The 13141-nt window shown below is 54.2% G+C and carries 12 protein-coding genes and 1 tRNA gene; 10 read left to right on the top strand and 3 right to left on the bottom strand.

The features are described from left to right. Positions 1-9 precede the first annotated feature (9 nt). From AXE65_RS12895 to sthA, 8 genes are all read left to right on the top strand, one after another. The gene (locus AXE65_RS12895) at positions 10-885 is read left to right on the top strand and encodes a DMT family transporter (RefSeq protein WP_079214179.1); all 876 of its coding nucleotides are present in this window, start codon (positions 10-12) and stop codon (positions 883-885) included. Next, complete coding sequence (locus AXE65_RS12890) at positions 882-2612, top strand: autotransporter assembly complex protein TamA (protein WP_068393335.1); 1731 nt, start codon at positions 882-884, stop codon at positions 2610-2612. The genes AXE65_RS12895 and AXE65_RS12890 overlap by 4 nt, the downstream gene beginning before the upstream one ends. Before the next feature lie 82 nt (positions 2613-2694). After that, a tRNA-Met gene (locus AXE65_RS12885) sits at positions 2695-2771 on the top strand. Positions 2772-2862: 91 nt separating this feature from the next. Next, positions 2863-3879, top strand: a complete 1017-nt coding sequence (locus AXE65_RS12880; RefSeq protein ID WP_068393332.1) for an aminoglycoside phosphotransferase family protein — start codon at positions 2863-2865, stop codon at positions 3877-3879. Beyond that, positions 3876-4556 (top strand): N-acetylmuramate alpha-1-phosphate uridylyltransferase MurU, encoded by a 681-nt coding sequence (murU, locus tag AXE65_RS12875; protein WP_068393329.1) that lies wholly within the window; start codon positions 3876-3878, stop codon positions 4554-4556. The genes AXE65_RS12880 and murU overlap by 4 nt, the downstream gene beginning before the upstream one ends. Beyond that, positions 4553-5335: a TerB family tellurite resistance protein gene (locus AXE65_RS12870; protein WP_068393326.1), complete on the top strand. Its 783-nt coding sequence runs from the start codon at positions 4553-4555 to the stop codon at positions 5333-5335. Before murU ends, AXE65_RS12870 begins: the two co-directional genes overlap by 4 nt. A gap of 107 nt (positions 5336-5442) precedes the next feature. Beyond that, positions 5443-6345, top strand: a complete 903-nt coding sequence (locus AXE65_RS12865) for an alpha/beta hydrolase (RefSeq protein ID WP_068393323.1) — start codon at positions 5443-5445, stop codon at positions 6343-6345. 75 nt (positions 6346-6420) lie between these two features. Continuing rightward, entirely contained in the window at positions 6421-7815 is a 1395-nt protein-coding gene (gene sthA, locus AXE65_RS12860) for a Si-specific NAD(P)(+) transhydrogenase (protein ID WP_068393320.1), read from the top strand. Positions 7816-7854: 39 nt separating this feature from the next. Here the strand turns inward: sthA and AXE65_RS12855 are convergent, their stop codons facing one another. The 3 genes from AXE65_RS12855 to pedF form a co-directional block, all read right to left on the bottom strand. Beyond that, a complete protein-coding gene (locus AXE65_RS12855; RefSeq protein WP_068393316.1) occupies positions 7855-8793 on the bottom strand; it encodes a quinoprotein relay system zinc metallohydrolase 1 in 939 nt (312 codons plus the stop codon). A gap of 24 nt (positions 8794-8817) precedes the next feature. Next, positions 8818-9492: a quinoprotein dehydrogenase-associated SoxYZ-like carrier gene (locus AXE65_RS12850; protein ID WP_239685106.1), complete on the bottom strand. Its 675-nt coding sequence runs from the start codon at positions 9490-9492 to the stop codon at positions 8818-8820. A gap of 232 nt (positions 9493-9724) precedes the next feature. Next, positions 9725-10129: a cytochrome c-550 PedF gene (gene pedF, locus AXE65_RS12845; RefSeq protein WP_068393454.1), complete on the bottom strand. Its 405-nt coding sequence runs from the start codon at positions 10127-10129 to the stop codon at positions 9725-9727. Positions 10130-10488: 359 nt separating this feature from the next. Here pedF and exaA point away from each other — a divergent pair, with 359 nt between their 5' ends. Both exaA and AXE65_RS12835 read left to right on the top strand, forming a co-directional pair. Continuing rightward, on the top strand, positions 10489-12300 hold the full coding sequence (gene exaA / locus AXE65_RS12840; protein WP_239685105.1) for a quinoprotein ethanol dehydrogenase: 1812 nt from the start codon (positions 10489-10491) through the stop codon (positions 12298-12300). A gap of 71 nt (positions 12301-12371) precedes the next feature. Continuing rightward, the gene (locus AXE65_RS12835; protein ID WP_079214176.1) at positions 12372-13049 is read left to right on the top strand and encodes a pentapeptide repeat-containing protein; all 678 of its coding nucleotides are present in this window, start codon (positions 12372-12374) and stop codon (positions 13047-13049) included. Positions 13050-13141: the final 92 nt, after the last annotated feature.

Below are 13141 nucleotides of genomic sequence, written 5' to 3'. Positions count from 1 at the left end.
CACAAACCCATGAATCCCAGTTTCCACCCACTGCGCGGGATTGCCCTGATGCTGTTGGCAACCTTGTTGTTTGCCAGCCATGACGCGCTATCTAAGTACCTGTCCGGCTTTTATCCGATTGTGATGATTGTCTGGGCGCGTTATCTGGTGCATACCGTGCTGATGGCAGCGGTATTTATTCCGCAAAACGGGCTGCGTGTGCTGCGCAGCAAACGCCCGTTATTGCAGGCGCTGCGCGGGCTTTGTCTGCTTGGTACCAGCGTGCTGTTTAATAGCGGATTGATATTTATTCCGCTGGCGGAAGCCACGGCGGTCAATTTTCTTGCCCCGCTATTGGTGACCGCGCTTTCCGTTTGGCTGCTCGGCGAGCGCGTCAGTATTGGGCAGTGGTTAGCCGTTTCGCTGGGGTTTGCCGGGGTTTTACTGATTGTGCATCCGGGTAGCAGTTTTTTTGCGCCGCCCATTTTGCTGCCGCTTGGTTCGGCGCTGTGTTTTTGCGGCTATCAATTGCTTACGCGCAAACTCGCGGCCTTTGACAGTTCCACCACCAGCAATTTTTTTGCCGGATTGCAAAATACGCTGATTATGACGGCATTGGTGCCGTTCTTCTGGCATTTTCCCGATAACCTCAAGGATGGCCTGCTGATGTTGGCGCTGGGCTGCTGCGGTATGGTTTCACATCTGTCATTAAGCCAAGCCTTCCACTACGCGCCGCCCGTGCTGCTGGCACCTTTTAGTTACTGCCATCTGCTGTTTGCCACGCTGCTGGGTGGGCTGTTTTTTGCCCATTGGCCGGATAGCAGCAGCCTGCTGGGGATTGCTCTGGTCTGCGCCAGTGGTTTAGCGGCGGTTTGCTTGCAGCAACGCCAAGGTCAAAAGCTATGAACTTTTTTCTTAAGGTCGCGCTGATCCTGCTGGCCGGTGCTCTGTCGCTGGCACAGGCGCAAGAGTCGCTTGAAATTAAGATTGAGCCAGCCGATGCCACGCTTAAAGCCAATGTAGAAGGCACTATCGGCCCATTGGCCGGGCGTGATGCCACGGCACTGGCACAACTTGCGCCCAGCAGTGCCAAGCAGGCACGTGCCGCCTTGGAGGCGCTGGGTTATTACGAGGCGCAGGTTAAGACGCAAGTGTTGCTCGGCAAGGGTAAGCAGCCTGCGCGTTTGTTGATTGAAATTCGCCCGGGTGAGCCGGTCAGATTGCGCAAGGTCGCTATTGAGATCAGCGGCGAGGCGAGTCAGTTGGCGGACTTCTATCGTCTTGATGACCCGCTGCTGCAAGTCGGTGCAGTGCTTAATCACGGCGCTTATGAGTCGGCCAAGCAGGCTATTGAACGAGGGGCACAGCGTTACGGATTTTTCCGCGGAGCTTTTGTTCGCCAGCAGCTGATCATTGACCCGAAAGCGCGCGCTGCCGATATAGCGCTGATCTACGACAGCGGCCCGCGTTACCGCTTAGGAAGGGTGATTTTCCCGCCACTTAAGCCGATGTCTGATGATTTTTTGCAGCGCTTGGTGCCTTTTGCACCTGATACGCCCTATGACGCGCAGAAAATCGCCGACCTTTATCAAGCGCTGCAAAACAGCGACTACTTCACCAACGTGCAGATTGACGCACAGCCAGTGGCAGGCACCGAGCAAGTGCCGGTTAAGGTAAAGGCGAGCTTGCGCAAAGCGCGCAATTTTAGCATAGGCGCTGGGTTTTCTACCGATGTCGGCGTGCGCGCTCGCTTTGGCTGGACTCATCACTACAGCGGCAGCAATGCTCATCGTTACGGGTTAAAAAGCGAGTTGGCGCAGCCTAAACAAAACCTCTCGTTCTGGTATGAAATCCCGCTCGCCGCACCGCTATCAGACAAGCTGCGCTTTGCCGGCGGCTATCAGAACGAAGAAATAGCAGGTTCTGACAGCAGCAGCCGCCTGTACAAATTAAGCTCAAGGCTTGGGCAAAAGCTGGAAAGCGGCTGGCAGCGAACCCTGTCCTTAACTTGGCAACACGAAGCTTATCGACGCGGCGATAAAACTGGCATCAGTAATTTACTGATGCCGGGCATCAGCTTTAACTTGCAGAAAATGGACAATAGTGTTGACCCGTCAAATGGTTATCGCCTCCAGTTTGATATGGCAGCGGCAAAGAAGGATTTTCTGTCCGATGCCAATCTGTTGCATGCCAACCTGCTGATGAAGGGGCTGTACAGTTTTTGGGACAGGCACCGCCTGCTGGCGCGACTGCAAATGGGCGGTACGGCAACCAATGACTACACCAGCATTCCTTCATCACTGCGCTACTACGCTGGTGGCGACCAAAGCGTGCGCGGCTATGACTACCAGAGCCTTGCGCCCAAGAATGATAAGGGCAAGCGGGTAGGTGGCCGCTACTTAATGACAAACAGTCTCGAATACCAATACCGCTTTGCCGAGAAATGGCGGGTGGCGGCTTTTGTTGACCAAGGCAATGCGTTTGACCATCTAGAAATCCCCAGTCTTAAAACCGGTGTCGGCTTGGGGCTGCGCTGGATTTCTCCGCTGGGGCCGTTGCGTCTTGACCTCGCTCACGCAATGGACGGCGATAAAGGCTTTCGTCTGCATTTTTCCATGGGGCCGGAGTTATAAATGATCTTTTCTGGCAAGCGGGTGAGAGGGGAAACAAAACTTGACAGCGCAAGGCTGCATTTGAATAATGCGCAGCCTTCACGGCTACGTAGCTCAGCTGGTTAGAGCACGGCATTCATAATGCTGGGGTCCGGGGTTCAAGTCCCTGCGTAGCCACCAAATACCAGAGACAATAAAAACAGCGCAGTACACAAAGCAGGCAGAAAAATTGCGCTACTATCGCGCCTCTTTTAAGCCATAAGAGCGTCTTATGTCCACACGTCTTCCTTTGCTCAATGCTTGGCTTGGTGCCAGTTTGCCTGCTGTATTTGCCCGCGAACATTGGGGGGCTGTGCCCAGTGGTGAACTGTGTGCCATTGGCAGTGATGCGAGTTTTCGCCGCTATTTTCGCTGGCAGGGCGGCGGGCGGCGGTTGATTGTGATGGACGCGCCGCCCGCGCAGGAAGACGGTCGTCCGTTTGTACGCATGGCTGAAGTGTTGCGCAGGGCGGGTGTACACGTACCAAAAGTGCTGGCGGCAGATTTAAACCAAGGCTTTTTGTTGCTGGATGATTTGGGCGAGCAGACTTACCTTGAAGTATTAAATCAAGACAATGCAGACGGCCTGTTTGAAGACGCGCTGCAAAGCCTGTTGCTTATTCAACGTGCCCCCGTTTCTGAAGATTGGCCGGTTTACGATGCAGCGCTATTGTTGCGCGAGTTGCAGCTTTTTCCCGATTGGTATCTGGGAAGACACCTTGGCACCTCATTGACTGCCGCGCAGCAGGGCGCTTGGCAGCGGATTTGTAACCTATTGATTGAAAATGCCTTGGCGCAGCCAAAAGTGCTGGTGCATCGTGACTATATGCCGCGCAATCTAATACCAAGCTCGCCCAATCCCGGTGTTTTGGACTTTCAAGATGCAGTTTTAGGGCCGCTTAGCTATGACGTGACTTGCCTGTTTAAAGATGCCTTTATCAGTTGGCCCGAAGCCAAGATAGAAAGCTGGCTTAAGCGTTATTGGACGCAGGCGAAGCAGGCAGGCATTGCTGTGCCGAGCGTTTTTGCTGATTTTCAGCGCGATAGCGATTTAATCGGCGTGCAGCGCCATCTAAAAGTCATCGGGATTTTTAGCCGCATTGCTTACCGCGACGGCAAACCGCGCTACCTTACGGATTTACCGCGTTTTTTTAATTATTTGCAGGAGGTATTGGCACGTCGCCCGGAACTTGCCGAACTTAAGGATTTACTGGCGGACTTGCCCGCTGCGCCGGAAGGGCAGCCATGAAGGCGATGATTTTGGCCGCCGGTAAAGGCGAAAGGCTGCGCCCGCTGACCTTGCACAGACCCAAACCCTTGCTGCAAGTTGGTGGCAAAGCGCTGATTGAATACCATCTAGAGGCGCTGGCTAAGGCTGGATTTAACCAGGTTGTGATTAACTGCGCCTGGCTGGGTGAGCAGCTTATCCAGCATCTGGGCGATGGTTCGCGTTTTGGCGTACAGATTAACTGGTCGAAAGAAGACCCAGCGCTGGAAACCGCAGGTGGCATTAAGCACGCCTTGCCATTACTGGGCGATACCCCTTTTTTATTGGTCAATGGCGATATTTGGACAGACTATGACTTTGCCCGTCTGCGCCGTCCATTGGCAGAAAACTGCGACGCGCATTTGGTCTTGGTGGATAACCCGCCACACCACCGGCAAGGTGATTTTGCGTTAAACCAAGGCAAAATCAGTCAAAACCCGCAGCATCCACGCTTAACCTACAGCGGTATTGCGCTGATTCATCCAAGACTGGTGGATAATTGCTTGGCAGGCATCGCTTCGACGCTCGCGCCATTGCTGCATCAAGCCGCCGGAAGTGGAAGATTAAGCGGCGAGCAGCATAAAGGTCGCTGGATAGACGTAGGCAGTCATGAGCGATTGGATAAGGCCAATCAGCTTGCCCGGCGGATAAACCGATGATTTGGCCTTTCACCCTGCTGGGCGCTTTACTGGGTTTACTGCTGGGCAGGCTGCCTGGTGCGTTGTTTGGTGCGTTGCTGGGGCAAGCGATTGACCGTCGTTTGCGTTTGCGCCGTTTGCAGGATTTGCCCGCGTTACTGCGCGGGCGTTTGGCCGAAAAGCCCCACTTGGACGAACGTGAACTGCTGTTTTTACTGCTGGGACGACTGGCAAAAAGCGAAGGTGCGGTGCAAGAAAGCCATATCCAAATGGCGCGCGCAGAAATGCAGCGCCTACGCCTTGGTGCAAACGCCCAGCGCGAGGCGATAGCCGCTTTTGGTCGCGGCAAAAACCTGCAAGATGGTCTACTGCAACGCTCGCTCACGGAGCTTTCATCACGGCCACAACTTGCCGAGGCACTGCTTCGCGCCTGCTGGCGGATGGCCTTGGCCGACGGCTATTTAGGCGCTCATGAACAGAGGCTACTGCTGCAATGGGGCGGTTGGATGGGCTTTGCCGCACACAAAGTCAAAGCGCTGGGGCAAGATTATCAGCCAAAAAACCTCAATGACCCGCAAAGCCGTCACAGTGATTATCAACGGGCATTAAAACTGCTTGGTGTGACGGCAAACAGCAGTCCCGCGCAAATTAAAAGCGCTTGGCGAAGGCAACTTAGTCGGCATCATCCCGATAAACTGACCGGCCATAACGCAACGCCCGAACGCTTGCGCGAAGCCACCGAACGCACCGGCGAACTGCACAAGGCCTACCAGTTAATTAAAAAACAGCGAGGGTTTTAGCCGAACGGCAAAAGATACAAACGGCTGCCATAATCAACCTTTCACCCAGCCACTCGGATTTTCCCGCTCAGGAGTCTTCATTGCCCGCCTTTTTCTCGCCCCAGGATATGCGCGCGCTGCTTCAGCCTATCGGCCAAATGCAGCCAGAACCCGCCGCTTTTGCCGATTATCGGCGCTTTTACCGCACTGATTTTGCTGGCGCAACCACATACAGCGGATTGCTTAAGGTGCTGGATTATCAATTGGTTGTGCAGCTTTGGCAGCCTGTTGCTCCGCGCGGCACTTTGATGATTCTGCACGGTTATTACGACCATTTGGGGCTGTACCGGCATTTGATTCGCTGGGCGCTTGGACAGGGTTTTGCCGTGTTTGCCTGTGATTTACCCGGACATGGCTTATCCAGCGGGGCACGCGCCGATATTGGCGACTTTGCCGAATACCAAGCCACATTGCAGGCATTACTACAACAGGCCGCGCAGCTTGAATTGCCGAAACCCTGGCATTTGCTGGGACAAAGCACCGGTGCTGGTATTTTGCTGGACTATTTGCTGCGCGGCGCAGTATGCGAAGAAATTGGCCAAATCATCCTGCTCGCCCCACTGATACGCCCGCGCGCTTGGGCTTGGTCAAAACTGCTTTGGTATCTGATTGGCGGGTTTAAAGACAGCATAGAACGGCGATTTACCGATAATTCAAACGATAGCGAGTTCTTAAGTTTTATTCGTCAAGAAGACCCACTGCAACCGCGGCAGCTGCCCTGCCGCTGGGTCGGTGCGTTAATGCGCTGGATACCCCTGATCGAGAACGCCGCCCCGAGCGAGCGAGCAGTGCTGCTGGTACAGGGCGATGCTGACCATACCCTGAACTGGCAACACAATCTCAAGGTGATACAAAAGAAACTACCCAACGCGCGGCGCCTGCTGCTGTCTGGCGCCAAACATCATCTGGCTAATGAAAGCGAAAACTTGCGCCAGCACTATTTAAGGTTTCTTGAGCAAAATCTTGCCTGAAACAAAAGCATCGCACGTGATTTATCATGTGCAATCGCTATTAATGACAAGTATTTAAGTGGTTAAGGAATAAGCATGTCGGTTTATAACTATGATGTAGTGGTGCTGGGTTCCGGCCCGGCCGGTGAAGGCGCGGCGATGAATGCGGCGAAAAACGGGCTTAAAGTCGCCGTGGTTGATAATCGTGCCAAGGTCGGCGGCAATTGCACCCATCTTGGCACCATCCCGTCCAAAGCACTGCGCCATTCGGTGCGGCAAATTATGCAGTACAACACCAATCCACTGTTTCGTTTGATTGGCGAGCCGCGCTGGTTTTCCTTTCCTGATGTGCTCAAAAGTGCGGAAAAAGTTATCAGCAAGCAGGTCAGTTCGCGCACCGGTTATTACGCCCACAACCGTATTGATACCTTTTTCGGCACGGCGAGTTTTGCCAATGAACAAAGTGTTCAAGTGGTTTGCCATAACGGTCTGGTCGAAAAACTGATGGCGCGGCAATTTATTATTGCCACCGGCTCGCGCCCTTATCATCCGCTGGATGTGGATTTTTCCCATCCGCGCGTTTATGACAGCGATACCATTTTGCGATTAACCCATACACCAAGGCGATTGATTATCTACGGTGCGGGGGTGATTGGCTGCGAATATGCGTCGATTTTCAGCGGTCTTGGCGTATTGGTGGATTTAATCAACAGCCGCGACCAACTACTCAGTTTCTTGGACGATGAAATTGCCGATGCGCTGGGTTATCACTTGCGCAACCAAAATGTGCTGATTCGCCATAACGAAGAATACGAACGTATTGAAGGCCAGGATGATGGCGTGGTGCTGCATCTTAAATCCGGCAAGAAAATCAAGGCCGATGCGTTGCTCTGGTGCAATGGCCGCACCGGCAATACGGAACAGTTGGGGCTTGCCAATATCGGCCTTAAGGTCAATTCACGCGGGCAGATTGAGGTGGATGAAAACTACCGCACCGGGATCGCCAATATTTATGCCGCAGGTGACGTGATTGGCTGGCCGAGCCTTGCCAGCGCCGCTTACGACCAAGGCCGCTGCGCCGCGGGCAATATTGCCGAGCAGGACAGTTGGCGCTTTGTCGATGACGTACCGACCGGCATTTACACCATCCCTGAAATCAGCTCAGTGGGGCGCAACGAGGCAGAACTGACCAGCGCCAATATTCCCTACGAAGTCGGCAAAGCCTTCTTTAAAGGTATGGCGCGCGCGCAGATTGCGAGCGAACCGGTCGGCATGCTGAAAATCCTGTTCCACCGCGAAACGTTGGAAATTCTGGGCGTGCACTGCTTTGGCTATCAGGCTTCGGAAATTGTGCATATCGGTCAAGCGATCATGAACCAAAAGGGCGAGGCCAATACGCTTAAGTATTTCGTCAATACCACCTTTAATTACCCGACGATGGCCGAAGCTTATCGCGTGGCGGCGTTTGATGGATTAAACCGGCTGTTCTAAGCCTCCCAACAAAAACCTTTGCTTTTTGTTGGGTATCGGTTAACGCGCCGCCGCATCCACTCTTGGCAACCTCGCCCGTTCGTAGCGTGGATACAGGTGACTGACGCTGCGAATCAGTTCATAGCGCGACAGGCTGATAGCGGCAAAGCGTGGTGGGATGGGGGTGCGGATAAGTTCGGTCATTTCCGCGCCTTGTTCGGCACCGCTGCGCATCAGATTATCCAGCCAGCCTAGGTAATCGCGCATTTGCACAAAGGGCTTATCGTCTGTGGCGAGCGGGCCATGGCCGGGGACAATCAGTTTCCACGGTAGTGCTTGCAAGGTCGCTACATCGGCCAACCAACTATCCAGACTGGGGCTGTTCGGCGTGGTTAAGGCGCGTTGGTAGAAAATCAGGTCACCGGCAAACAGCACGCCAGTGGTTTGGTCAAAAATCGCCAAATCCGCACCGGTATGGCCGGACAACGCCAGCAGTTGCAGGCGGTGGTCGCCGATGTCCACGCTGCCTGCTGTGGCCTCTTCGGTCGGCAGCACGACTTCCGTGCCGCGCATCCAGTCGCCAACCATCCGGTACATATTTTCCGCCAGCGCATCGCCCTGCTGCGCCAAAAGCTCGCGCGTGCCGGACAGTGCCACAATCGGCACATCCATAAAGGCTTGATTGCCAAAGACATGGTCGGGGTGATGGTGGGTTAAATACAGCCGCACCACCGGCTTATCGGTCACTTTGCCGATAGCCGCACGCAGCGCCTCGCCGTAGCGTTTGGATGGACCGCTGTCGATAACTACAACGCCTGCGCTGGTCTCGATAAAGCCTGTATTGACTATATTGCCGCCGTTTTGTCGTGAAAAATCGTCCGTTGTGCCTTCCAACAGCCAAGTGCCAGCGGCAATCTGTTTGGGTTTAAGGTCGTAGTCCAAAGCACTGCACGGTAGAGCAACGATAAGGCATAGCCAAACAAAACGATGCAGCCGCATAAAACCTCCGGTTTTTATTATTGCTTAGAAACTGGCCTTAAATTCGTTGCCGTTGTTGTCGCGCAGCCAAAGTTGGTTGGCTTGATTACCGCGTACTTCAAGGCTCAGCGTGGGGTTTTCGCCTACGGCGGGGAACAGCTCCAGGGTGGCCAGCAGGCGGCCATCATCGGCGCGAAGCTGCGCTTGATTGAGGAAAAACTCAGGAATGCCTATAAGTCCGTTATCCATTGGATGGTCTACCCGAAGACGCAGACGGCTGTACTCGCCGCGATTAAAGCGCGCCCCGTGCACTTGTCCCAGCCGCTTTTCCCAATCCGGCTGCGCACGTACCACACTGGGCGCGGTGCAGCCGCCGCCTGCTGCATCCACCCGCGCGGAACCGACGTGCCAAACGCCGTCTTTGGTCTGTGCCGCTGCTCGCAGCACAGTGGCCTGTTCCACACGAATGCGGATGGCGACCACGGGCAGTACATCGGCGGATTCGGGATAAAAGGTAAAGATATGTGGGATGGGGTTTAGTTCTGCCCAAGCGATTATTTGCACTACGTCACCGGGTAGTTCGCGGGCATCGACCTGAATGGGAACTTGGCTGGAATCTTCGGCAAAGGGCGGCACATCCAGTTTGACCCGTTCATCAAACAGTACCGCGCCCTGTTTCAGCAGCCGTTGGTAGTGGAAATTCCACATGCTCGACTTCATCGGGTCTTCACTGCTCACCGCCAAAGCCAAGGCGGGCAGCAGAGCAAAGCAGAGGCATGCACTAATTCTCCTCGCCCACTTGTGCAGGGGGCGGGGGAGAGGGTGCTTAGGCAAGCAATGTACCCGTTGGGCTACCCACTCTGAACCTTCGCCTCCTTTCTCCCATAAGTGGAAGAGGGAAAGCCGTGCGGATAAACTGCTCATTTTATTCTCCTGCGCTTTTAGCCAAACGCTAGTTATTGCCTTCCTCAACGTGCACGCTTTCCAGATAACTGCGTATCGCCCACAGGGCTTCTTGGTCGAGGAAATTCGCCATCTTTGGCATAAACACCCGACCATCACGTACCGCGCCATTGATGACCCGTTCCTTATACCACTCATCACCGGTTGCGCCGGGTTCCAGATAGCGTAAATCCGGTGCAATGCCGCCGGATTTGGCTTCCAGCCCGTGGCAGGCCGCGCAGTTTTGATTATAGGCTGAAGCACCAATTTCAATCGCCTTGGCATTGCCGCGGTAGGGGTTTTCCTCGCGCCACTCTTTGCCCAAGGGTTCAAGACCTTCGGTATTGACATTTTGCGGAGTGACATTGCCATGCCCCCATGCCAAAAGCGGTGCAACAAGGCAGGCAGCAAGCATCCAATACGGGCGATACCACGCTTTAAGCTTCATTTTTTATCCTTGGGGAAGAAGGTCAACAGGCTGGTTTACTTATCCTAAATGTCATTCCAAGGTCTCCCCATGCTGCTTTGGAGGCGCAAAACCACTCCCTTGGTATGGGTCTTAAGCAGCAGTGCCAAGTAATGTCTGAACTGGGAATTTTTCCTTCAAGATGCAGGATTTTTTCCCTTCTCGCGGACAGGCGGTGCTTCCATCATCAGTATGGCCGGGCAGATAACTGCCTTTTCTAAGACCTTTCATGCATGAGAGCCACAAAGATGACAAAAACAACGCCCCCCAGCACAAAAGCCCCTTTGGCCTGTGCCGTGCAGAGCCTGATGTTGGGTGCTGCCTTGGCTTTAAGCACAGGCGCTTTGGCGAAAAATGTCACTTGGGATGACATTGCCAACGACCACAAAACCACCAATGATGTACTGATGTATGGCCTTGGCACCAACGCCCAGCGCTTTAGCCCACTGACGCAAATCAACGACAAAAACATTTTCAAACTCGCACCCGCTTGGTCGTTTTCCTTCGGCGATGAAAAACAACGCGGGCAAGAATCTCAAGCCTTGGTGCACGACGGAGTGGTTTATGTGACGGCTTCTTATTCACGCCTGTTTGCCCTCGACGCGAAAACCGGCAAAAAGCTCTGGAGTTACAGCCACCGCCTGCCGGACGATATCCGCCCGTGCTGTGACGTGGTCAACCGCGGCGCTGCCATTTATGGCGACAAAGTGTTCTTTGGCACGCTGGATGCCCGCGTGATTGCGCTTAACAAAGACACTGGCAAGGTTATCTGGAACAAAAAATTCGGCGACCACAGCGCCGGATACACCATGACCGGTGCGCCGACTTTGGTCAAAGACGGCAAAACCGGCAAAGTCATCCTTATCCACGGCAGTTCCGGTGACGAATTTGGCGTTGTCGGCGAGCTGTACGCGCGCGACCCGGATACCGGCGAAGAACTCTGGATGCGCCCGATGGTGGAAGGCCATATGGGCAGGCTTGGCGGCAAAGACAGCACAATAACCGGTAATCCCAAATCGCCGTCTTGGCCGGATGACCCCAATTCGCCCACCGGCAAGCGCGAAGCCTGGAGCCAGGGCGGCGGCGCACCTTGGCAGAGCGCCAGTTTCGATGCCGAAACCAACACCATCATTATCGGCACCGGCAACCCGGCACCTTGGAACGGCTGGGCGCGTACTGCCATTGGTGGCAACCAGGAGGATTACGACAGCCTGTATACCTCCGGCCAAGTTGCGGTTGACCCAACCACCGGCGAAATCAAATGGTTCTACCAGCACACGCCCAACGATACTTGGGACTTTTCCGGCAATAACGAGCTGGTACTGTTTGATTACAAAGACAAAAACGGCAAAACCATCAAAGCCACCGCACACGCTGACCGCAATGGCTTTTTCTATGTGGTAGACCGCAACAACGGCAAGTTGCAAAACGCCTTCCCGTTTGTCGATGGTATCACCTGGGCCAAGCGCATCGACCTGAAAACCGGTCGGCCAGTAGTCGCCGAAGGCCAGCGTCCACCACTGCCAGGGCCGGGCGAAACCAAGGGTAAATCGGTTGAAGTCTCGCCACCCTTTTTAGGCGGCAAAAACTGGAACCCGATGGCCTACAGTCCGGATACCGGCCTGTTCTACTTGGGCGCAAACCACTGGAAAGAAGACTACTGGACCGAAGAAGTCAACTACCGCAAAGGCGCGGCTTATCTTGGCATGGGCTTTCGCATCAAACGCCTGTTTGACGACCACGTCGGCATTTTGCGTGCGGTCAACCCCACCACCGGCAAAGTGGTCTGGGAAAACAAAGAACGCCTGCCGCTCTGGGCGGGCGTGCTGGCAACGCACGGCAATCTGGTCTTTACCGGCACCGGTGATGGCTTCTTCAAAGCCTTTGATGCGAAAAACGGCAAGGAACTGTGGAAGTTCCAGGTTGGCACCGGCATTGTCTCGCCGCCCATTACTTGGGAAGACGGCGGCGTGCAATACATCGGCGTAACCACCGGCTACGGCGGCGCAGTCCCGCTCTGGGGCGGTGATATGGCCGAACTGACCAAACCGGTCGCACAAGGTGGCTCGTTCTGGGTATTTAGACTGCCCGAATGGGATAAAACCGCCGCCAGCCGTTAATAACCGCTACTCCCTGCCGTTATTTAAATAACGGCAGGGACAAAGCCATAACAATCGATTAGGAGCATGCCATGAATGATCTATCCCGCTGGTTACTTACCCTGCTGATTGCCGCAACCAGCAGCGTTGCTTTAGCCGATGAAAGCGATATTAGCGATATTAGCGATGCGGACGTTATGATTATTGACGGCTGCCGCATACAACCTGCCAGCCAATGCCCGGGTGCCAATCTGGCAGGAGCCAATTTAAGCAATCAAGATATGCGGCGAATGAATTTAATTGGCGCTAATTTGCAAGGTGCCGATTTGCGTCACAGTAATCTTGATCTCGCCAAACTGGAAGAAGCCAATTTAAAAGACGCCAATTTAACCCGCGCCGGCCTGCAACAGGCCAATTTGCGCGGTGCTGATTTAACCCATGCCAAATTGGTCGCCATTGCCGGATGGAGTATGTTCGCCCCGGCCGCGCAATTTGAAGGCGCGGATTTATCCGCCGCTTTTTTGGAATTTGCCCGTCTGTTTGGTGCAAAAATGCACAACGCTAAATTTATCGCCACTAATCTGGAAATGACTTGGTTAAATAAAGCCGATTTAAAAGGTGCCGATTTACGCGATGCCAATTTACAGGAGGTAAAACTTAGCAGCTCCAACTTGGAAAACGCCAACCTAACCGGCGCACGCACTCGCTTTGGACTATTTGAAGGCGCCAATATGGAAGGCTGCATCAACTGCCCTAAGGGGTGGGATTAGATTTAACAGCCACTGCTGGTGGTTTATGTGGTTAAGCTAGCGCTGATGGCGTGAAGAGCGGCTTGATGCTTGATTAAATGGCGAGTCGACAC

It is taken from the genome of Ventosimonas gracilis, from assembly GCF_001580025.1.
Lineage (GTDB): Bacteria > Pseudomonadota > Gammaproteobacteria > Pseudomonadales > Pseudomonadaceae > Ventosimonas > Ventosimonas gracilis.
Note: the sequence above shows the minus strand (reverse complement) of the source record. Positions and strands in the feature narration are given on the sequence as shown.